The following is a 22230-nucleotide window of genomic DNA, read 5'->3' on the forward strand; positions in this document are numbered from 1 at the left end:
TTTTAAGTGATTAATTAGTATGTCCGAGCATAACATATTGGCCGAACGGATGAAGTCCATCCAACCCTTTCATGTCATGGATATTCTGGCACGCGCCCGTCAGTTAGCTAGCCAAGGACGCTCTATTATACACATGGAAGTGGGCGAACCCGATTTCACCACGCCTGTGCCAATTATTGAAGCAGGTCTGCAGGCTTTAAAAGCTGGGCAAACTAAATACACGCCAGCTTGTGGTATCCCAGAATTACGTGAACGCATCGCTGCTTGGTATTGGCAGAGGTTTCGAGTCAAAGTTGCCCCCGAACGCGTCATTGTCACACCTGGGGCTTCTGGAGCTTTGCAACTAGCTTTAGGCGTATTAGTCAATCCACAAGATGAAATTTTATTAACTGATCCTGGCTATCCTTGCAATCGACATTTTGTACGCTTATTCGAAGGTCAACCTATTTCTCTACCCGTTACAGCCACGCAAAATTATCAGCCCAGTTTAGAGCAAATCCAGCAGGCTTGGAGCGAGCGGACTCGTGCAGTTTTGCTAGCCTCACCGGCTAATCCAACCGGTACTTTATTAAGCACTCCACTGACTCAACAGCTTTACCACTATATTGCAAAGCAACAGCGCATATTTATCGTGGATGAAATTTATCAAGGCTTAACCTATGGGCAAGAGCCTCAAACGGCTTTAAGCATTGCTGACGATATTTGGATCGTGAATAGTTTCTCCAAATACTTCGGGATGACTGGCTGGCGCTTAGGCTGGTTGATTGCACCGGAGTATGCTTTAGACTCCTTGAATCGTTTGGCGCAGAATTTATTCCTTTCTCCACCCACTGTAGCGCAATATGCAGCTTTGGCTGCTTTTGAGCAAAATACCTTAGAGATTACTGAAGAACGCCGCTTAGAATTTGCGAAGCGCCGCGATTTCCTCTTACCTGCTTTGCAAAATCTAGGTTTCGAAATCCAAACGATACCGCAAGGCGCTTTTTATATTTATGCCAATGCGGCGCGCTTTAGTGATGACAGCCATGCACTGAGTTTAAGCTTATTGGAAACCGCTGGAGTTGCTTTTACACCAGGTATTGATTTCGGCGATTACTTAGCTAAGACGCATGTGCGTTTTGCTTACACTACTAATTTGCTTGAGTTAGAACAGGCGGTCGAGCGTCTAGCTAAGCATCTGCCGCGTTAAGAGTTAGGTGTATCGCAGGCTGCACCCACCAAAGGAATATTATGATTAATTAGGGGTGGTGCATCGGCTTGAATCACAAAGGAACTATACCAAAGGGGTAACTGTTGTGGGTTAAAACCTGCCAATTGCCCCTCATGACTAATATCCTCACTCCAACCCAAACTCACCAAAGCCCCATTTGCACTGGTTACATACAATTGACCTTTTTCTAACTCAGTGACGGTATGCAAACCTTTAGGTAAAACAAATTGCAAGGTATAAGTACCTGGCTTGAGTGGATACCAACGATAGCGACCGTTTTTTGCATCAGCTTGTACTACAACATCTGCGCTTGGTGTGACCTTAAAGTTTTTAACTCCACCCACTAGGCGTCCCGTGGTCGCACAATAGAAATAACCACTTTCATCAATATCTAAGTAATTCACCCGCCCATCGCCATCCCGATCTGCTTCGCCCTCGACCACAGTCAACACATTGTCACCATCATCGTCTTCGTCGAGAAAATCAAAAATACCATCACCATCGGTATCAACCGGATGTTTAGGATCAAGGCCAATTTCTAATTCATCTGGCAAATGATCACCGTCAGTATCAGGCTTTTTGATTAATTTAGCTTTACCTTCAGTCGCTAATGCAGGTGGGTTAATCAGCATACTCAGTTTAGCCGTCTCTGAAACCTCAACTTCTAAAACTTGATTGGCTTGAGCCAATGTTTCTGTTGGACTTCTTAGCTCGCTTGGCAAATTGGAAAGGGCTTTAGATTTCAAATCACTAGCTACTGTTTGATTAAATTTAGTGACTGCTGCCGCCAACACACTAGCATCATCAACCCCATCACCATTTTGATCTTTGCCCTGAGTGAGATCGGCATCAAATACATCATCAATGCCATCTTGATCACTATCTAAACCAGCTAGTCCTGCTTCTTGAGTGTCAGCTTGACCATCATTATCACTATCTGTATCTAAATAATCCGCTAAACCATCTTGATCAGTATCCTGTTTGGACTCAAGAGCTGTCGGTATCTGATCACCATCATCATCCCAATCTAGAGCATCAATAATTGAATTCTGATCACTATCATGCGGCTGTTGTGGATTAGATCCCACCTCAAGCCCATCGCTTAAACCATCGCCATCCGTATCGGCTAAAGCAGGATCAGTTTTAAGCTTAGCCTCCAAGCTATCGACCAAACCATCTTGATCGAAGTCTGTTGGTGAAGCATGAGTTGATGGCAATTCGGCGGCTGATAGCCAAGGAGTCAAGCTTAAACTGCCCAAGATTAAGCCTAAGAGAATCGTTCTAGCCTGCATATTTTGTACTATTTGTTGTTAGCTTGCCCAGAACAGCAACTCAAACTTTTATCAGCTTTATTCGCCAGCTTGAGGCTGAAAACTTTCTATAAATTCTGATTATACTAACAAAAAATCATTAACAATACTAGATAATTCTTTGAAAAATCATGGATATGCATTCAAAACCGCACCAAGCCTAGCTTTCCCAAGCTCAAGTAGCTGATCAAGCTTAATCAGCTTGACAATATTAATGAGAATTATTATCATTTAAAAATCGCAAGCCAAGCTAACTCGATAACCCATTCCTCTCCTGTTAGTGCTTTAGCCAGCGTCTTCTGTATTTCGACTGAATGTTGCGTTAACTGAAGAAGAACACCAACTTAAAGAGGACTTAGGCATGACAACCAAGCAAACTCCTGAATTGCATACTTTATTAGCTGCTACTAGCTATTTACTGACCCGCTATGCGATCCAACAAACTCAGGGGTTATTAACTTGCCGAACTTTCTCCTTAGCACAAGCTATTCATCAGCATTTAACGATGGTGCTCCAACATCCTGAGCTGACTAACGCTTCTGAAGCGGAACGAGCTTATCAAGGCTTATACCAACAATGGCAAGCGATTTTGTTTGAGCATCAGCAACAGGCTCACTGCATTTGTGAGCGCTCAACACAAGTACCTACTTTAGAAAACTTTGCGACTAAGACAACCGCTCCAAGCAACCACACTTTGCATTAATAACAAGAGGATCAACCTCATAGGAGGATGATTTACTTAAGTTTACCTTCGCTTGGCACTTAAGTAATGACAATCTGAGCCGACTAGCCATCCAGAACTCACTCCCTCAACACATTAATCTGGTAGCCAACTGCTCTTTTTTATCGACAGTATAAAGAAGGGAAATCCTATGCCTAAACGACAGTATTCACAGCTTGCAGCTGCTATTAGTGCTGCACTCTTACCTATCAGCACTTGGGCACACGCTGACCCAAATGATATTTACTCCTTTGATGCAGTAGTAGTTACTGCATCAAAAAGTGCCCAAAAATTGGGTGAAGTCGATGGCAGTATGACACTGATCCAAGCTGATACGATTGCTCAACAGTTGGCTAATTCGGTAGATGATTTATTTGAATTTACGCCAGGGATTAGCGTTAGTGGCGCGGGCAATCGCGGTAATTCACCGATTAATATTCGTGGTATCACGGGTAATCGTGTCTTAGTAAACGTCGATGGGGTACGCCAGCCAAAAAATTTGAACTTTGGTTTTTTAAGCTCCAGTCGTCACTTCATTGATGTTAATACTTTAAAACAAGTAGAAGTCATTCCTGGGCCTGCATCTTCTTTATACGGCAGTGACGCTTTGGGTGGAGTAGTTTCTTATACCACTAAAGAAGCTGCCGACTTACTACCGGATGATGCAGATGGTTTGGCTGGGAATGCCAAACTGGGTTATGACAGTTCGAATAAAAGCTGGAGCGAATCAGCTACTCTCGCTACACGCAAAGGCCAAGTAGAATCATTGGCGGTCATTACCCATCGCCAAGGCCATGAAATTAAAAATAAAGGCAGCCAAGGGGGTACAGGCTCAAGTCGCGAACAAGCCGACCCAAAAGATACTAAAGACTTAAGCCTACTTGGCAAAGTGAAGATTAAACTTGATGCAGAACAAGCACTTAAATTCACGGCCGAACAGGTAAATAACGACGAAGATATTGATGCCAAAAGCAATACTCTCGCTAATACGGTTTATCAGGATGAAAAGAGCCGTACTCGTGTCAGTGCTGAATACAATAATACTAAACCAACGGCTGCATTTGACAGTCTGAGTACACGCCTTGATTGGCAGAAAGCAAAAACGAATCAGCTAGCCACGTATTTGTCTAGCGAGCGCCCAGCCAGCTATGACTCCGACTATGATGAGAATACCGTTGCTCTCAATTTAGATTTAAAAAAGCAGCTAAAAAGCACTCATTTTGAGCATCAACTAAGCTATGGTGCCGCAGCAGAAAGGACTCAATTTACCCAATGGCGCAATAGTAGTAGCACTGGGATTGCGCGTGGCATGCCGCGTTCCACTAGCCAATCCGTAGCTTTGTATGCTCAAGACCAAATCAGCTTCGGTGAAACCGGTTTAAGCCTTACGCCTGGCCTGCGCTACGATCAATACACTATCACACCTAAACCGGATGCGGACTACTTGGCGGGTAATCCGTATGACCGTGCACCCGCTAAAAACCAAGGCAACCAAGCCTCTTTCAAACTCGGTAGCACTTACAAAATGGATGCGGTAAATAGCTTATTCGGGCAATTTACCCAAGGTTATAAAGCACCGGATATGAATCAATTGTATGAAAACTTTGATCGTCCAGGTGCCTATGCAGGCAAGTCTAATCCTCATTTAAAACCTGAAAGTGTGGATAGCCTAGAAGCGGGTTATCGTTTCCAAGGCGAACGTGCTAATGTCGAAATCACTGCTTTCCACAGTCAATATGATGATTTTATTGAAAACATTAACCTTGGTGCGGACACAACTCATCCGATGGGTATCTTTCAAAATCAAAATATCACGGGCGTAAAAATTAAAGGCTTGGAAGCAAAAGGCAGTGTTGATGTCACTGAACAGCTTCAACTGCGAGGCGCGCTCGCTTATGCCAAAGGTACTTCAAAGAAAGAGGGTAAAACCCAAGCTCTTGACTCTGTTGCTCCCTTACATGGCACCGTAGCACTAGCTTATAACGCTCCTAGCAAACAATGGGGTAGTGAACTCTCCATACGTGCTGCTGTAGGGAAAAAGCCTGTGGATGTGAGTAAAGCTACCCCTTTCTTACCAGCCGGCTATGGTGTCCTTGATGCCACCACCTATTACAAACTCGGCAAAAATCTCCGCCTTGATGCAGGCATTTTCAATATCACTGACAAGCACTATTGGGAATGGGAAACCGCACGCAACTTGACCGCCGCCGAACGACGCAACTCTGAAGCAGCCCGCCATGTAAAGCTCGGTCTAACCTACGACTTTTAAGCCTTGAAGGAAACTAATCATGACGACCCATGCACCTGATTTATCTGAAGTATTAGCTGCCTATCGCAGCTTTGATCTTGAGTTTCAAACCTTGCTGATGGCGACCTGTAATAGCTATGGCGAACCCGATGCTAGCTATGCCCCTTATTTAAAACACATGGATTATTACTATGTGTATGTCAGCGAATTGTCTACCCACACCGAAAATCTAAGCACAACCAAACGCTGTAGCGTGCTATTCATTGAAGAAGAAGCAACAGCTAAACATCTATTTGCGCGCCGCCGCGTAACCTTGCAATGCCAAGCTGAAGAAATTAAGCGTGAAAGTAGTGAGTTTGAGCAGATTTTAGATTTGTTTGTCGAGCGCTTTGGCAAATTCATGGGCATGATGCGTAACCTCAAAGACTTCCATTTATTTCGGCTCAGCCCGGAAAAAGGCGCCTATGTAGCCGGTTTTGCCCAAGCTTATACCTTACAGGGTGAAGGCTTGAGTGTGATCAAACATCGTACTGAAAAAGGCCATCGCAGTGCGGATAAAACCACTGAGCAACAACTGACTCAACTCAGCTCTTAAGCCTGTTAACCTTTAAAATAGAAGTTTATCTATGCGTTTTTTACCTTTATTGCTAGGCGCATTCTTTAGCCTAATACTCAGCCTTAGCGTGCAAGCTGAGGAACATAAACCCTTACGGGTTGTCTCTGTCGGTGGCGCTCTAACTGAAATCGTTTATGCACTCCAAGCTGATGCGTACTTAGTCGGCGTTGATACCACTAGCCTCTATCCAGAAGCAGCGACTAAGCTTCCACAAGTGGGTTATCAACGCCAACTCTCAGCAGAAGGTGTTTTATCCTTAAAGCCTGACTTGGTATTAGTCACTGAAGAAGCGGGACCTCCAGCAGTGCTTGAGCAAATTCAAGCCGCTGGCATCCAACTGGTCAAATTGCCGAGTGAATATTCAGCAGAAGGTGTGATGATGAAAATCCAAGGCGTAGCGGATGCTTTGCATAAACCTGCTGAAGGGAAACAATTAAGTGATGCTTTTATGGCCGATTTGGCTGCTGTCCAAGCTCGACTAGCTCATACTGAGCAACCTAAAGTAGTCTTTCTATTAAGTATGGGCAAAGGCTCACCAATGGCTGCGGGGCGTGCGACGGCTGCACATGCCATGATTGGTTTGGCAGGCGGTCAGAATGCTTTTGCAGATACACATACTGGCTATAAACCGGTTAGTACCGAAGCGATGATTGCTGCTAATCCCGACTTACTGTTAGTCAGCAAAGACACACTAACTAGTTTAGGTGGGATTGATAAAGCGTTGAATGCTATCCCTGGTTTAAAGCTCACTAAGGCGGGTAAGCATCGTCGTATCGTTACGATGGAAGGCTTGCACTTATTGGGCTTTGGCCCACGCTTACCACAAGCGGCCGCTGAATTAGCGACGCTGTTTCATACTCAGTCCAACTAGGTACTCATGAATAAGCGTTCACAAGGCTTGTTGATAAGCTTAGTCTTGCTATTGCTAGTAATGACGATACTAGCTTTAGGGATAGGCGCAGTTGAAATTCCAGCCGCACAAGTGCTACGGATTCTAGCTCAGCAGCTGGGTTGGCCGATGGCTAATCCACCAGATGCTGGTCAGATCACGGTGTTAGTGGAGATTCGCGCCCCAAGAGTTGCTTTGGGTATTTTAGTAGGTGCGGGTTTAGCTATTACGGGCGCTACTATCCAAGGCTTATTCCGCAATCCCTTGGCTGATCCGGGCTTGATCGGAATCTCTAGTGGGGCAGCTTTAGCCGCAGTCAGTGTGATTGTATTAGGTGCAACTGTGTTTCAAGGTTTAAGTAGTGCATTAGGTGCTTACACCTTACCGCTCGCTGCTTTTATCGGGAGTTTGTTAGTCACTGGCTTAGTCTATCGCTTAGCCAAGCTCGAAGGTCGCACCGATATTGCTACGATGCTACTGGCGGGGATTGCGATTAATGCCTTATTGGGAGCAGCAACGGGTTTATTAACCTATGCCGCAAACGATACCCAATTACGCACCCTGACCTTCTGGCTGATGGGCAGTTTAGGGAGTGCTACATGGACACAAGTCCTCACTACCCTACCCCTGATTTTATTACCCGTGCTGGTGTTGCCGTGGTTCGCGCCCGCTTTGAATGCAGTGTTATTAGGCGAAGCAGAAGCAGGTCATTTGGGGTTCAACCTTGAGCGCATTAAACAAGTTTTAATTGTCTTGGTCGCCTTAATTGTAGGTACCGCTGTTGCCTTAACTGGAGTCATTGGTTTCGTCGGTTTAGTGGTTCCGCATTTATTACGCCTTGCCTTCGGCCCTGATCATCGCTTGCTGTTGCCAGCCTCTGCTTTATTAGGTGCGAGCCTGTTGTTGGTAGCAGATTTAATTGCCCGCACTGTGGTTAACCCAGCGGAACTGCCGATTGGAATTATTACTGCGCTGATTGGTGGCCCCTTCTTTTTATGGCTGCTGAATCGCTATCGCCACCGGAGTTTCTAATGCTAAGTACTGAGCATGTCAGCCTTACTATTCGCGACAAAACTTTGCTAAAAGACCTGTCGCTTACGATTAAACCTGGTGAAGTTTTAGCAGTTTTAGGCCCAAATGGGGCTGGCAAAAGCACCTTATTAAAACTATTAAGTGCCGAACTCAAACCTAGCCAAGGCCAAATTACGCTAAATGCTAAACCGCTTACGGCTTGGACAAAGGCTGAACAAGCCCGCTTACGGGCTGTCTTACCGCAGAGTTCGCGGCTGAGCTTTCCGTTTTCTGCCGAGGAGGTTGTAATGATGGGGAGGATTCCGTATCGCCACTCGCATACACATAACCAAAATCGGCAAGCAGTACACGCGGCGCTACAAATTGCGCATGTTGAGCATTTAGCGCAGCGCTTATTTACTAGCTTATCGGGGGGCGAACAACAGCGTGTGCAATTAGCACGCGTCTTAGCCCAATTATGGCAGGTAGACAGTGAACAAGCGCGCTACCTACTGTTAGATGAGCCAACTTCCGCTTTAGATTTAGCACATCAGCATCATGTTCTAGGTTTAGCTCAGCATTTGGCTAAAACTTGGAATTTAGGGGTGCTCACCGTTTTGCATGATTTGAATTTAGCAGCACTCTATGCGGATCAAATCGCCATTCTTAAAGAAGGTCAGTTGCAAACTTACGGCGAACCACAAACTAGTTTAGCTCCTAGCCACATTCAACAAGCCTTTGCAGTCGAAGTGGAGGTGATGCCTTATCCGCTCCAAGTGAATCGCCCTTTGGTGATTACTCAAAGACCGAACTTTAATCAATTCACCACGTTAACTCTTTAGGAATTGACATGTATACCCCGAATCTTCTCGCCCAACGTTGGGCAGAGCTCCGTCAAACTAATTCTCAGCTTAGAATTCGTGATGCCGCCAAACAATTAAAAGTAAGCGAAGTTGAACTAGTGGCCTTAGGCTTGGGCACAACTACTACCCGGTTAAGTTCAGACTTCAAAACTCTACTCAAACGCCTCCCGGAATTAGGCTCAGTGATGGCTTTAACCCGCAGTGATGCTGCAGTGCATGAGATCACAGGCTATTTCTCTGAATTAAGTTTACACGGCGATACAGCCCTTTTCTTCCGTCCCGGGTTAGACACACGATATTTTTTAAACGATTGGCATTATGGGTTTGCAGTGAATGAAAACGGGCGTTTAAGCCTGCAATTTTTTGATCATCTGGGGCAGGCAGTACATAAAATTTATCTGAATGAACATAGCAATCAAGCCGCTTATGAGCAATTAATCGTTGAATTTAAGGCGAGTGAGCAAACTCCTTTAAGCTTATTCAATGCTGTACATACTGCCACTACACCTGAGCCTGACATTGATTTAATAGAACTGCGTCAAGCTTGGAGTCAGATTCAAGATGTGCATGAAGGTAATCGAATAATCAAACGTTATGGTCACCAACGCCCAGCTGTCTATCGCGCTTTAGGTAGTGAGTATGCCGAAGCGCTCGATACCAGCTGTATTGAATGGCTGCTAACAGCATTAAGTAGTGAACAACTGCCGCTGATGCTATTTGCCATGAATGAAGCGGCTGTCCAATCTTATAGCGGTAAAATCGAAAAACTGCTCAGAACCGGGCCTTGGTTTAACATTCTCGATCCACAATTCAATTTACATTTACGCACTCAAGAGATTGGCGAAGTTTGGCGAGTACGCAAACCATCGGCGGATGGTTGGGTGACTAGTTTAGATGTCTTCGATTGGCATGGGCAGGAAATCCTAGTTTTCACTGACCAGCGTGAGCGGGGGCAACAAGAGTCCAGTCGTTGGACAGAGTTATTGATGAGTTATCCAAGTCTAATTTAAACCCACTGAAAAGCAGGCAGTGCCCCAAAAGACATGGTAAAATCCGGCACTTCCTGACTCTGGAACAGAATGGTAATGGCTGAAGGTGTTTCTCTAAGCTACCGCGATGCGGGAGTTGATATTGACGCAGGTGAAGAATTAGTTCGCCGGATTAAACCACATGCACACAAAACCCGCCGCCCAGAAATGATCTCGGGTATTGGGGGTTTTGGCGCTTTATTAGCAATCCCACCCCATTACAAGCAACCGATTTTAGTCTCGGGTACGGATGGGGTCGGTACTAAACTGAAGCTCGCGCTGGATACTGGCATTTACGACACCATCGGTATTGATCTTGTGGCGATGTGCGTGAATGACATTATTGTCAGTGGGGCTGAACCTTTATTCTTCCTCGACTATTATGCGACCGGCAAACTTGATGTTGAAGTCGCTGAGCAAGTGATTAAAGGCATTGCCGAAGGCTGCTTACAAGCCGGGGCTGCTTTAGCCGGTGGCGAAACTGCTGAAATGCCGGGCATGTATCATGGCAATGATTTTGATTTGGCCGGCTTCTGTGTAGGCGTAGTCGAGCGCGATAAAATTATTGATCAATCTAAAGTGCATCGTGGCGATGTCCTGATCGGCATTGGCTCTAGTGGTCCACACTCTAATGGCTATTCTCTAATTCGCAAAATTATTGAAGTCAGTCAAGCATCCCTAGACGAGCCATTTGGCAACTCCACTTTAGGCCGTACTCTCTTAGAACCAACCAAGATTTACACTAAATTAGTACTGAATCTGCTGAAGCGCCATGATATTCACGGGATTGCACATATTACGGGCGGTGGTATCACCGATAATTTGCCACGTGTGCTCCCTGACGGTATTCAAGCAAGGGTCAAACGTAATAGTTGGGAACGCCCTGCGATTTTTGATTGGCTGCAACACAACGGCAATGTGACTGAAGAAGAAATGCTGCGTACTTTCAATTGTGGGATTGGCTTGATACTAGTCGTAGCTGCGCAAGATAAAGACGATATTCTCACCACTTGTCGTTTAGATCATGTACCTGCTTGGGTGATTGGTGAGATTGCTAGCACGGATGCTACTGAACCCCATGTGACTTATGTCGACTAAGCGCATTGTCGTTTTAATTTCCGGCAGCGGCAGCAATCTACAAGCTATTATCAATGCTTGTGCTGCCAATGAAGTTCATGGCTCGATTGTTGCAGTCATCAGCAATCGACCTGAAGTCTATGGCTTAGAACGCGCACGCTTAGCAGGGATTGAAACCCAAACCCTCAATCATAAAAACTTTGCAGATCGCCTGAGCTTTGATCAGGCTTTGATGGAATTAATTGATAGCTACCGACCTGACTTAGTGGTGCTTGCAGGCTTTATGCGCATTTTAACTGCAGAGTTTGTTGAGCATTACTCAGGGCGGATGTTGAATATTCATCCATCCCTACTGCCCGCTTATAAAGGGGTACATACTCATCAGCGCGCTTTAGATGATGGCGCTAAGCAGCATGGGGCGAGTGTGCATTTTGTGACGGCTGAATTAGATGCAGGTGCAGTGATTTTGCAAGCCACTGTGCCGGTGTTAACGGATGATACTGCAGAGACTTTGGCGGCTCGTGTATTGATGGAAGAGCATAAAATCTATCCGCAGGTAGTGAACTGGTTTTGTGCAGAACGTTTAAGCTGCAAAGATGGAGCCGCATGGCTCGATGGACAACGTTTAGCAGAACCCTTACAGCTTAAAGCCGAAGGGTTATAGATTTTGGCAGCGCCTTAAAACTCTTCCTCAGTTTCATTGGGTGTATAGCCTTGAGCTTTACACCAAGTCTCCACTGTTTTTAAAGCTTGGAGCAGGCTATCATGCTGCTGATCAGGCATTTCACGCGCTAACCGCTCATTCCAAGCCATGACTTCAGGCTCAATGCGCACGAATAACTCTTTGCCAGTATCAGTTAGGCAAATATGCGCTACCCGTTTATCACGTTGATCGACTTGCCGACTAATTAAAGCCTTTTTGTCCATCAGAATGAGCGCACGACTGATGCGCGCTTTATCCATGCTGGTCGCTATGCCGAGCTGGCTAGGCGTTAAGGAGCCATGATGGTTAAGATGCACCATCACCCGCCATTCCGGAATGGTTACACCAAAACCCGCATAGACTTTAGATAAGGCACGACTCACCATTTCAGAAGTCACTGAAAGATGGTAAGGCAGGAAGTTATCAAGCTCTAATTTGTTCATTGCAACATTTTAATTATATTAATTTTTCTTGCAAATGCTTTTATTCGAAATTATATTTAGTTTCGATCAAAACTAATTTCCACACCACGAGGAGTCTACCAAATTATGGGTAAACAATTTGCATCTGTAGCTGATTTAGATCAAAAGCAAGTCACTTTTTCGAAATTAGCCGAGGGTGTGTATGCCTATACGGCTGAAGGCGACCCTAATACCGGTATTATTATCGGCGATGATTCAGTGATGGTGATCGATACTCAAGCTACGCCAACGATGGCGCAGGATGTTATCCGCCGTATTCGTGAGGTCTCTGACTTACCGATAAAACATGTGGTGATGTCGCATTATCATGCAGTACGTGTATTGGGTGCTTCGGCTTATCAGCCAGAAAATATTTATGCAAGTCGCAATACTTATGACCTGATCATTGAACGTGGTCAGCAAGACTTTGAATCTGAATTAGGTCGCTTCCCACGCCTGTTCGCTGATGCTAGCTCCATTCCCGGTTTAACTTGGCCAAATATTGTCTTTGAGCGTGAATTGACCGTGTTCATGGGTAATCGAGAAGTAAAAATCATGCATTTAGGCAAAGGCCACACTAAAGGCGATACTGTTGTGTGGTTACCGAAAGAAAAGATTTTATTTTCTGGTGATCAGGTTGAATACGGTGCGACCCCTTACACTGGGGATGCGTATCACGAAGAATGGCCCCATACTTTAGAGAAAATTGCAGCCCTGCAACCTGAAAAATTAGTCCCTGGTCGTGGTGAAGCTTTAGTCACTGCTGAACAATGCTTGGAGGCAATCAATGGGACTCGCGACTTCTTAGGGCAAATGTATGGCAATGTGAAAAAATGTCGTGCCGCAGGCATGGATTTAGCCGCTACTTACGCAGATACCTATAAATTGCTGCAGCCTCAATTTGGTCATTGGGTCATTTTCGAACACTGTTTACCCTTCGATATTACTCGCTGTTATGACGAGGCAGGCGAATATCCTGATCCACGTATTTGGACAGCGGAGCGCGATAATCAAATGTGGCATTCACTGCAAGCAGTAGTCAGCAAGTAAGCCCTGTTCAACTCCATTAAGCCTTACAAACGTTAAGGCTTAAATGCTTCAACGTTCACTGGAGGAGTGAATATTGTGGTTTCAACTTATGTAAATCCGGTTTATGCCTTCAAACCGAGTCATGATCAAACCGCCAATCCGCCCACCCATTATCCTGTTTTGATTGTAGGTGGAGGTCCTACTGGTTTGTATTGCGCTTTAGACCTAGCCAAGCAAGGCATTCCTAGTGTGGTTTTGGATGAAGATAATACGGTGAGCTATGGCTCGCGTGCTTTATGTTTCTCTAAGCGTACTTTGGAAATCCTAGACCGTGTGGGTTGTGGTCAAGCGATGGTGGATAAAGGGGTTACTTGGCAGCTTGGCAAAGTATTTTTCCATGAACGGCAAGTTTACGAGTTTAATCTCTTACCTGAAGATGGACATCAGCGCCCTGCTTTCATCAATATCCAACAATATTATCCTGAAGAATTTCTAGTCAATCGGATTCAGGACTTTCCTGAAATTGATTTGCGCTGGCAAAGCAAAGTTACTCAAGTAAAAAAAATTGGCGAGCTAGTCGAAGTCAGCGTGACTACGCCGACTGGCGACTATCGGATGACTTGTGACTATGTCTTAGTGGCTGATGGAGCAAACAGTCCGATTCGTGAAAGCTTAGGTTTGCACTCAAGTGGGCAAATTTTTAATGATACCTTCTTGATTGCTGACATTCTGATGAAGGCAGATTTCCCGACCGAGCGCTGGTTCTGGTTTGATCCCCCCTTCCATCCGGGGCAATCGGTACTTTTACATAAACAACCCGACGGCTGTTGGCGGATTGATTTCCAACTCGGGCCGAATGCTGACCGACAAGCTTGGCGTGATCCTGAAAAAGTTCGCCCGCTAGTTAAAGCCATGCTGGGTGATGATATTGAATTCGAATTTGAATGGCTAAGTGTGTATAGCTTCCGCTGTCGACGGATGGATTCGTTCATTCATGAAGATCGGATTTTATTTGTCGGCGACTCAGCCCATCAGGTTTCACCTTTCGGGGCACGCGGTGCGAATGGTGCTTTGCAATCGGCTGAGAACTTGATTTGGAAATTAGCACGCGTTTTAAAACAGCAAGCACCTGCAGCTTTACTCAACACCTATGATCAAGAACGCAGTCAGGGTGCAGATGAAAATATTCTGAATTCGACACGGGCAACTGATTTTATTACCCCTAAAAATCGCGTGACTCGTTTATTCCGCGATACGGTTTTGGAATTAGCCGAGCAATATCCATTTGCGCGCCCCTTAGTGAATAGTGGGCGTTTGTCTTTGCCTTGTACTTATGAAAATTCAACATTAAGCACAGCGGATGCAGTGACTGATAAATTTCCGAAAACACTGCGCCCCGGTTCTAGTGGTAAAGATGCACCGATCAAAGCTTTGAATACAGCCCATAGTGCTGAACCTTGGCTCTTACCCCAGTTGGGTGATCGTTTTGTCCTGTTAGTGGATGGCCGAGCTTTACCCACTGAGGCTTTAGCCCAGCTTGAACAGGTCACTGATTTAGAAATTGTCGTAATTGCTGAGCAAATCACTACGAACTACACCACTTTAAAAGACAGTGCAGGCTTAGTAGCTGAACGTTATGACCTGCAACCCGGCACTGCTTATTTAATTCGTCCTGATCAGCATGTAGCAGCCCGTTGGCGCCAGATACACGTCGATAAAGTGTTAGCTGCTATGCAGCGTGCCTTAGGTAAGGAGTTGGTATGAGCCAGTTAAATCTTCAAGCTAACTTTTCAGATGCTGATGCCTTTTTTGCAGCCCTCGCTGATCTCCATCGTGAAGGCGATGAGCGTAAAAGCGAGCGTATCAATGCGCGCTTGATTTTACTTCTCGCCAATCATATTGGGGATCAAGCAGTGCTGATTGAAGCCATGCATATCGCTGCCCAAGTAACTACCACTGATGAATAAAATGATGAGTGAATTAAACTATTTACACGGCTTCGGCAATGAATTTGAGTCCGAAGCTTTAGCCGGTGCTTTGCCGATTGGCCGCTTTAATCCACAGCGCGTCAACCACGGTTTATATGCTGAGCAATTCAACAGCACTGCCTTTACTGCACCGCGTGCCGACAATCGTCGCACTTGGTTTTATCGCATTCGCCCTTCAGTTGTGCAAGGCCGTTATCGCCCAATCGAGAATGGCTTAACCCGTAGTGCACCTTTAACCGAAGCCGCCACGCCACCGGATATGCTGCGCTGGTCGCCCTTAGCCATTCCGAGTGCACCGACTGATTTCGTCCAAGGTTTAACCACGATGGCTGTGAATGGCAGCGTGTCAGGGCAAGCAGGCATTGGCATTCATATTTATGTTGCCAACCAATCCATGCAGGAACGTTTTTACTTGAATGCAGACGGTGAAATGCTCCTAGTGCCCCAACAAGGCGGCCTGCGCTTACATACCGAATGTGGGATTTTGGAAGTCGTTCCGGGTGAAATTGCCGTAATACCGCGTGGGATGAAATGGCGTGTGGTACTTTTAGATACAAGCGCACGCGGTTATGTCTGTGAAAATTACGGTCACCCACTGATTCTCCCAGAGCGTGGCCCGGTGGGTGCGAATGGCTATGCAAATGACCGCGATTTCCAAACCCCTGTCGCTGCTTTCGAAGATCGTGAAGGCCAGTTTGAGCTAGTCACTAAATTCATGGGGCAAAATTATGCCTGTGCCTTGACCCATTCACCGCTGGATGTGGTTGCTTGGACAGGTAACTCAGTGCCTTACAAATATGATCTAGCGCGCTTCAATGTGATGAATACCGTGAGCTACGATCATCCTGATCCGTCGATTTTCACGGTGTTGACTTCGCCCTCAGGCCAAGCGGGAGTGGCGAATGTCGATTTCGTGATCTTCCCACCGCGCTGGATGGTCGCTGAAGATACTTTCCGCCCACCTTGGTATCATCGCAATTTTATGAGTGAATTCATGGGTTTGGTACTTGGCGTGTATGATGCCAAAGACAGCGGTGGTTTTGACCCAGGTGGCTCAAGCTTACATAATAGTTTTTCACCGCATGGCCCTGAAGCAGCCGTATTTGAAAAAGCCAGTGCTGCCGAACTCAAGCCCCAGCGTTATGAAAACACTCTGGCCTTTATGTTCGAATCGCGCTATGTGATTCAACCCACGCGCTTTGCTTTAGAGACCCCTGCGCTCCAAGCCGATTATGTGAATTGCTGGGATGGTTTAACTAAACATTTTGGAGGAGCTGCATGAAACTCGCCTCATTAAAACACGGTCGCGACGGTGAACTGATAGTAGTCTCCCGCGATTTAACCCAAGCAGTGAAAGCCACTGGTATTGCCTCGACTCTCCAAGCTGCTTTAGACGATTGGGCAATCCTTGCCCCACGCTTACAAACTCTGTCTGATGACTTGAATGCGGGTAAAGTCAGCAATAGCTTTGTATTTGATGAAGCCGCTTGCACCTCCCCGTTGCCACGAGCTTATCAATGGGCGGATGGTAGCGCGTATGTGAACCATGTTGAATTGGTGCGTAAGGCGCGTAATGCTGAAATGCCGGAAAGCTTTTGGCATGATCCTCTCATGTATCAAGGTGGCTCGGATAGCTTCATAGCCCCTCACGATCCAATCCCTTTAGCTAGCGAAGCTTGGGGCATTGATTTTGAAGCAGAAGTCGCCGTCATCACTGACGATGTCCCAATGGGCGCTAGCCCTGCAGTCTGTGCTGATAAAATTCGCTTACTGATGCTGGTGAATGATGTGTCCTTACGCGGCTTGATTCCGGCAGAATTGGCTAAAGGCTTTGGCTTTTTCCAATCCAAACCTTCGAGTGTGTTCTCACCGGTTGCGGTTACGCCCGATGAATTAGGTGATACTTGGCAGGATGGGCGGGTACATTTGCCGCTCTTGGTCACTTACAACCAACAGCTCTTTGGTAAAGCCAATGCTGGCGAAGATATGACCTTTAACTTCCCACAGATTATCGCCCATGCCGCTAAAACACGTCCTCTAGGTGCGGGTGCAATTATTGGTTCGGGTACGGTATCGAATAAGCAAGATACTGAATATGGTTCAGCCGTGTCGGAAGGTGGAGTGGGCTATTCCTGCATTGCGGAAGTACGCATGATTGAAACGATTAACACCGGCAAACCACAAACTTCATTTATGAAATTCGGTGATAGCATTCGGATTGAAATGCTGGATGCGAAGGGACAGAGCGTGTTTGGGGCGATTGAGCAGAGGATTGTGGAGTATAAGGGTTAAACCTAATTTATCTCTACTCAATAACAAGCAGTAGATTTCAACTCTCTACTGCTTGCTTAAAGCGTTTGTAATAAGCCCGAGGTGGCTCTGCAAACTCTCCCCTTTCACAAACACTCACCTGCTTAAAATACTGATCCGCAAACGGTGCAATCACTCCATACAATTGCGCTGTAATCCTTCGGGCTTGTTGGCTCGCTGAATCAGTTTCCACTAACTCTTTAGGCAACTCAGGTTCGCGTAATAAAATCCGCCGGTATTTATGAATCAGCAGAATTTTAATTAAAAAGCATAACTCAGGATCAAGTTGATGCGTGGTTAAAGCAGCTGCTAGTACAGGTGCAAACTGTTGATTAAACTCTGTGTATTCTTCATCTAAGGCATCAGTATTAAAGCATTGGCGAATTAAACGATTCGCCACCGGCACATTCTCTGGCTCAGGCGTAGTCGCTTGTAGAATCGCCACATGCTCTTCAATTTGCAGCTCTTTAATAAGCGCACTGACTTCCGCTAAATCAGCCGTCGGATGAGCAAAGATGCCAGTGGTGATATGCGTGAAGCCGAGCCAGAATAGCTCTTTGCGGAGCTGCTCACGCTGTTCAGGGGCTAATTCGCCCAAAAGGGTAATGACTAAGCGCCATTGCCCGTCCCAACTGGCTAAATCGGGTGCATAAATTCGGCTTGCTGCACTAGAAAACTGCCTCAAACCTTTTTCTGTTAAGGAGTAAAAGCTACGCCGCCCGATTTGCTGCGATCTAAGTAGATTCTTTTCAGAAAGACGAAACACACAAGTACGCACTAAGCGCTCATTCACTCCAAGCGGCTTGACCAGTTTGATCAAACTCCCCAGCCAAATCGAGCCACCATGCGGGCAAACGGTGTCACCATACACAGTAACAATCAGCGAATTCGCATGAATCGACGAGGTTTGCACAAACTGATCGATCAGGGCTTGTGCAGCTTGATTAAACGCATTCTCTGTGCGTATTTTGGGTTGTCGAGCCGGATTAGTCACGTTTCAACTAGGTTCCTGTTGTTTAACTTGATAAAGAGGGGCAAGGCCATCGGCATCAATGCGGGGGCGATTAGCTTCCATTTCAGTTAAAGGCGTAGTTTCGACCAAAGTTTGCATACTGCGCACCGCCAACTTTTGATACGAACGTGTACCCTCTTCTTTCCAGCCAATTTCCGTATCACTTAATTCGCGAATCACTCGTGCCGGAGTGCCTGCTACTAAACTGCGTGCTGGCACTTGCATATTCGCTTTCACAAAACTCATTGCCGCCACAATCGCTGAATGCCCAATCACTGCCCCATCCATAATGACACTATTCATGCCTACTAGTGCATTTTCGCCGACTTCACAGCCATGTAAAACAGCACCATGACCAATATGCCCATTTTTGCGCACGACTGTATCGGTACCGGGGAAACCATGCATCACGCAAGTATCCTGTAAATTAGAACCTTCTTCTAATACTAACCGCCCAAAATCACCGCGTAGCACGGCATTTGGCCCCACATAGCAGCCCGCAGCGACAATGACATCGCCAATTAATACCGCAGTGGGGTGAATATAACTCTCCGGATGCACCACAGGGCGAATTCCATTGATGGCATAGTAAGGCATGGATAACTCCTCCAAAATTTTAGGTTTAAGCTTAGTCTTTCTAAGTGTTTTTCGTCTACTCCTCAGCTCTTAGTAAAGCACAAAGTGATACAACAAAAAATACTTTGACTATAATTCTGTATCAGATTACTATCCGCAACATCAGATAACCAAGTGGAGAGGTTGGGTATGAAGCTGCAAAGTTATGCTCAAGGGGAATGGTACGCATCCTCGAAAGCAGGCGCTCTCATTAAGCATGCAATTACGGGCGAAGACTTCGCGGAAATCAGTAGTGATGGTCTCGATTTCCAAGCCATGCTTGACTATGCGCGTCAAGTCGGTGGTCCCAACTTACGTAAATATACGTTTCATCAACGTGCTTTGATGCTCAAAGCCCTCGGCAAATATTTAATTGAGCGCAAAGAACAACTGTATACCTGCTCAAAAGCCACAGGTGCCACCCGCACCGATTCATGGATTGATATTGAAGGTGGCATTAGCACCATGTTGGTATTTGCCAGCAAAGGCCGCCGCGAACTGCCAAATAGCAATATCTATCTTGATGGTGTGCAAGAGCAAATCTCACGCAATGGGACTTTCACTGCGCAACATATCTACACTCCGATCCAAGGGGTAGCTGTACAAATCAATGCCTTCAACTTCCCTTGCTGGGGAATGTTGGAAAAGTTAGCACCGACCCTTTTAGCAGGTGTCCCCAGCATCGTTAAACCCGCCAGCCAAACCGCTTATGTGACTGAGCTGGTGGTGAAAATGATCATTGAATCGAAGATTTTACCGGAAGGTGCTTTGCAGCTCGTTTGCGGTAGCACGGGTAATTTATTGGATCACTTAAGCTGCCAAGATGCCGTGAGCTTCACAGGCTCTGCGTGGACAGGTCAAAAGCTTAAACAGAATCAAACTATTGTCGCTAACTCCGTGCGCTTTTATATGGAAGCGGATTCCTTAAACTGCTCAATTCTAGGTAGTGACGTGCAGCCGGGTACACCGACTTTTGATTTATATATTAAAGAAGTCGTGCGCGAAATGACGGTGAAAGCAGGACAGAAATGTACGGCGATTCGCCGCTCAATTGTGCCAGCGGATCGTTTAGAAGCAGTTGCAGCAGCCTTAAAAGAGCGCTTAAGCAAGATTCAAGTGGGTGATCCTGATCAAGAAGGCATCAAAATGGGCGCGCTAGCAGGTTTAGACCAACGCTCTGATGTGCGTGAACGTATTGCTGAATTAGCCAAGCAAAACGAGATTTTATTCGGTGATATGAACAATGTGAATGTGCTGGGTGCTAGCAATGACACCGGCGCTTTCCTCTCACCAATGGTCTTGGCTTGCAAAGATGCACGTACTACTAATGCGCATGATGTGGAAGCTTTCGGCCCTGTGACTACCTTGATTCCTTATAGTAGGGATGAAGAAGCGATTGAATTAGCGGCTTTAGGTAAAGGTAGTTTAGTTGCCTCAGTAGCGACCGCTAGCAAAGAGGTAGCGCGTAAGCTTGTAGTGGGGATTGCTCCTTATCATGGTCGGGTTTTAGTGCTCGATGAGAAATGCGCGAAAGAATCCACTGGACATGGCTCGCCTTTAGCCCATCTGATTCATGGTGGCCCTGGCCGTGCGGGTGGTAGCGAAGAAATGGGTGGTGTACGTGGCGTGAAGCATTATATGCAGCGTACTGCGGTTCAAGGCTCACCGGATATGCTTACTGCTGTTACCGGTGTCTGGATGCAGGGAGCGGAGCGCAATACAGATGGTATTCATCCTTTCCGCAAAACTTTTAATGAATTAGAAGTCGGTGATGCAGTAATCACTGCGAAGCGCACGATTAGTCTTGCGGATATTGAAGCCTTTGCCGAACTGAGTGGTGATAAATTCTATGCACACATGGATCAAGCCGCTGCACAACGTAATCCCTTCTTTGAAGATCGGGTCGCGCATGGCTATTTCTTAGTGTCGTTAGCAGCAGGCTTATTCGTTGAACCCAATGAAGGCCCGGTGCTGGCTAATTATGGTTTAGATGATTTGCGCTTCTCTGCACCTGTGTATGCCGGTGACACCCTGCAAGTGCAATTTACCTGTAAGCAAAAAACCAATCGTGAAACCGAGAACTACGGTGAAGTGCGTTGGGATACTGCTATCGTAAATCAAGAGGGAGCGCTGGTCGCTCATTATGATGTATTGACTTTGGTCGCCAAGCAACAAGGAGGCGAAACAAAATGATGACTCCCGAACAAAATTTCATGCGCAAAATTGAGGCCGAAGAAAAGATTGAGCCGAAAGATTGGATGCCTGAAGCCTATCGGCAAAACCTGATTCGCCAAATTTCCCAGCATGCTCACTCTGAAGTGATTGGTATGCAACCGGAAGGCAACTGGATTACGCGTGCGCCCTCATTGCGCCGTAAAGCGGTGTTGCTGTCTAAAGTACAAGATGAAGGTGGCCACGGTTTATATCTGTATAGCGCGACCGAAACCCTAGGCGTGAAGCGGGCTGATCTCATCGCTGCGATGCAGTCCGGCGAAGCAAAATATGCCTCCATCTTCAATTACCCCACCCAAACTTGGGCGGATATTGGCGCGATTGGCTGGCTGGTGGATGGTGCAGCGATTGTGAATCAAGTGTCTTTGCAACGTACCTCATATGGCCCTTATTCCCGCGCCATGATTCGAATTTGTAAGGAAGAAAGCTTTCATCAACGGCAAGGCTATGAATTGATGATTGCGCTTGCGCATGGCAGCCCTGCCCAAAAAGCGATGGCGCAAGATGCCTTGAATCGCTTCTATTGGCCTGCATTGATGATGTTTGGCCCGCATGATGCGGAATCTGCGCACTCGGCGAAGTCGATGACTTGGAAAATCAAGCGTGAAACTAATGATGATTTGCGCCAAAAGTTCATTGATCAAACCGTGCCACAAATTGAGTTCCTTGGTTTAGAACATCCCGATAAAGACCTGAAATGGAATGCAGAGCGTGGTCATTATGACTCCGGCGAGATCGACTGGCAGGAATTCTATAACGTCATCAATGGTAATGGTCACTGCAATCGCCAGCGGGTGGAGCACCATATTCGTGCCCATGAAGAAGGCGCTTGGGTACGTGATGCCATGACCGCTTATAACGCTAAGCAACAAGCCAAAACCACTGAACAACGCCAAGCTGCTTAAGG

The 22230-nt window shown here is 46.3% G+C and carries 21 protein-coding genes; 17 read left to right on the forward strand and 4 right to left on the reverse strand.

Annotation, left to right across the window (positions count from 1 at the left end; genetic code table 11):
- The first annotated feature begins 19 nt into the window (after nt 1-19).
- Nucleotides 20-1189 carry a pyridoxal phosphate-dependent aminotransferase gene (locus Q0230_RS17480; protein WP_298612293.1) on the forward strand — a complete coding sequence of 390 codons (1170 nt, stop codon included), beginning with the start codon at nt 20-22 and terminating at the stop codon, nt 1187-1189.
- Here the strand turns inward: Q0230_RS17480 and Q0230_RS17485 are convergent.
- Nucleotides 1186-2502, reverse strand: coding sequence for a hypothetical protein (locus Q0230_RS17485; protein WP_298612296.1), 1317 nt, complete (start codon nt 2500-2502; stop codon nt 1186-1188). The two genes, Q0230_RS17480 and Q0230_RS17485, sit on opposite strands and share 4 nt — an antisense overlap.
- 379 nt (nt 2503-2881) lie before the next feature.
- Between Q0230_RS17485 and Q0230_RS17490 the strand changes: the two genes are divergently transcribed.
- The 9 genes from Q0230_RS17490 to purN all read left to right on the forward strand — a co-directional run bounded on the left by Q0230_RS17490 (nt 2882) and on the right by purN (nt 11637).
- Nucleotides 2882-3223, forward strand: coding sequence for a hypothetical protein (locus Q0230_RS17490; protein WP_298612299.1), 342 nt, complete (start codon nt 2882-2884; stop codon nt 3221-3223).
- A 169-nt stretch (nt 3224-3392) separates the two neighbouring features.
- Entirely contained in the window at nt 3393-5510 is a 2118-nt protein-coding gene (locus Q0230_RS17495; RefSeq protein ID WP_298612302.1) for a TonB-dependent hemoglobin/transferrin/lactoferrin family receptor, read from the forward strand.
- Nucleotides 5511-5529: 19 nt separating this feature from the next.
- Nucleotides 5530-6084 (forward strand): HugZ family protein, encoded by a 555-nt coding sequence (locus Q0230_RS17500; RefSeq protein WP_298612305.1) that lies wholly within the window; start codon nt 5530-5532, stop codon nt 6082-6084.
- A 31-nt stretch (nt 6085-6115) separates the two neighbouring features.
- Complete coding sequence (locus Q0230_RS17505; RefSeq protein WP_298612308.1) at nt 6116-6976, forward strand: hemin ABC transporter substrate-binding protein; 861 nt, start codon at nt 6116-6118, stop codon at nt 6974-6976.
- Between the two features lie 6 nt (nt 6977-6982).
- Entirely contained in the window at nt 6983-8026 is a 1044-nt protein-coding gene (locus Q0230_RS17510) for an iron ABC transporter permease (protein ID WP_298612311.1), read from the forward strand.
- Complete coding sequence (locus tag Q0230_RS17515; RefSeq protein WP_298612313.1) at nt 8026-8847, forward strand: heme ABC transporter ATP-binding protein; 822 nt, start codon at nt 8026-8028, stop codon at nt 8845-8847. The genes Q0230_RS17510 and Q0230_RS17515 overlap by 1 nt, the downstream gene beginning before the upstream one ends.
- 8 nt (nt 8848-8855) lie before the next feature.
- The gene (locus tag Q0230_RS17520; protein WP_298612316.1) at nt 8856-9878 is read left to right on the forward strand and encodes a ChuX/HutX family heme-like substrate-binding protein; all 1023 of its coding nucleotides are present in this window, start codon (nt 8856-8858) and stop codon (nt 9876-9878) included.
- A gap of 75 nt (nt 9879-9953) precedes the next feature.
- A complete protein-coding gene (gene purM / locus Q0230_RS17525; protein ID WP_298612319.1) occupies nt 9954-10994 on the forward strand; it encodes a phosphoribosylformylglycinamidine cyclo-ligase in 1041 nt (346 codons plus the stop codon).
- Nucleotides 10984-11637 carry a phosphoribosylglycinamide formyltransferase gene (gene purN, locus Q0230_RS17530; protein WP_298612322.1) on the forward strand — a complete coding sequence of 218 codons (654 nt, stop codon included), beginning with the start codon at nt 10984-10986 and terminating at the stop codon, nt 11635-11637. Before purM ends, purN begins: the two co-directional genes overlap by 11 nt.
- A 14-nt stretch (nt 11638-11651) precedes the next feature.
- Here purN and Q0230_RS17535 read toward each other — a convergent pair whose 3' ends face one another.
- Nucleotides 11652-12119, reverse strand: a complete 468-nt coding sequence (locus Q0230_RS17535) for a MarR family transcriptional regulator (RefSeq protein WP_298612325.1) — start codon at nt 12117-12119, stop codon at nt 11652-11654.
- Between the two features lie 105 nt (nt 12120-12224).
- Here Q0230_RS17535 and Q0230_RS17540 point away from each other — a divergent pair, with 105 nt between their 5' ends.
- The 5 genes from Q0230_RS17540 to Q0230_RS17560 all read left to right on the forward strand — a co-directional run bounded on the left by Q0230_RS17540 (nt 12225) and on the right by Q0230_RS17560 (nt 17446).
- Nucleotides 12225-13187 carry an MBL fold metallo-hydrolase gene (locus Q0230_RS17540; RefSeq protein ID WP_298612328.1) on the forward strand — a complete coding sequence of 321 codons (963 nt, stop codon included), beginning with the start codon at nt 12225-12227 and terminating at the stop codon, nt 13185-13187.
- 75 nt (nt 13188-13262) lie between these two features.
- Nucleotides 13263-14930 carry an FAD-dependent oxidoreductase gene (locus tag Q0230_RS17545; protein WP_298612331.1) on the forward strand — a complete coding sequence of 556 codons (1668 nt, stop codon included), beginning with the start codon at nt 13263-13265 and terminating at the stop codon, nt 14928-14930.
- Nucleotides 14927-15133 (forward strand): DUF2783 domain-containing protein, encoded by a 207-nt coding sequence (locus tag Q0230_RS17550; RefSeq protein ID WP_298612334.1) that lies wholly within the window; start codon nt 14927-14929, stop codon nt 15131-15133. Before Q0230_RS17545 ends, Q0230_RS17550 begins: the two co-directional genes overlap by 4 nt.
- The gene (hmgA, locus tag Q0230_RS17555; protein ID WP_298612337.1) at nt 15126-16436 is read left to right on the forward strand and encodes a homogentisate 1,2-dioxygenase; all 1311 of its coding nucleotides are present in this window, start codon (nt 15126-15128) and stop codon (nt 16434-16436) included. The genes Q0230_RS17550 and hmgA overlap by 8 nt, the downstream gene beginning before the upstream one ends.
- On the forward strand, nt 16433-17446 hold the full coding sequence (locus Q0230_RS17560; RefSeq protein WP_298612340.1) for a fumarylacetoacetate hydrolase family protein: 1014 nt from the start codon (nt 16433-16435) through the stop codon (nt 17444-17446). Before hmgA ends, Q0230_RS17560 begins: the two co-directional genes overlap by 4 nt.
- 37 nt (nt 17447-17483) lie before the next feature.
- Here the strand turns inward: Q0230_RS17560 and Q0230_RS17565 are convergent, their stop codons facing one another.
- Nucleotides 17484-18458, reverse strand: a complete 975-nt coding sequence (locus Q0230_RS17565; RefSeq protein WP_298612343.1) for a PaaX family transcriptional regulator C-terminal domain-containing protein — start codon at nt 18456-18458, stop codon at nt 17484-17486.
- Nucleotides 18459-18461: 3 nt separating this feature from the next.
- Complete coding sequence (locus Q0230_RS17570; RefSeq protein ID WP_298612346.1) at nt 18462-19073, reverse strand: phenylacetic acid degradation protein PaaY; 612 nt, start codon at nt 19071-19073, stop codon at nt 18462-18464.
- 168 nt (nt 19074-19241) lie between these two features.
- On the opposite strand from Q0230_RS17570, the gene paaZ reads away from it, so the two are divergent.
- Nucleotides 19242-21284 carry a phenylacetic acid degradation bifunctional protein PaaZ gene (gene paaZ, locus Q0230_RS17575; protein ID WP_298612349.1) on the forward strand — a complete coding sequence of 681 codons (2043 nt, stop codon included), beginning with the start codon at nt 19242-19244 and terminating at the stop codon, nt 21282-21284.
- Complete coding sequence (gene paaA, locus Q0230_RS17580) at nt 21281-22228, forward strand: 1,2-phenylacetyl-CoA epoxidase subunit PaaA (RefSeq protein ID WP_367274149.1); 948 nt, start codon at nt 21281-21283, stop codon at nt 22226-22228. The genes paaZ and paaA overlap by 4 nt, the downstream gene beginning before the upstream one ends.
- Nucleotides 22229-22230 lie beyond the last annotated feature (2 nt).

This window comes from uncultured Thiothrix sp., assembly GCF_937876535.1.
In the GTDB taxonomy this organism is placed as follows: domain Bacteria; phylum Pseudomonadota; class Gammaproteobacteria; order Thiotrichales; family Thiotrichaceae; genus Thiolinea.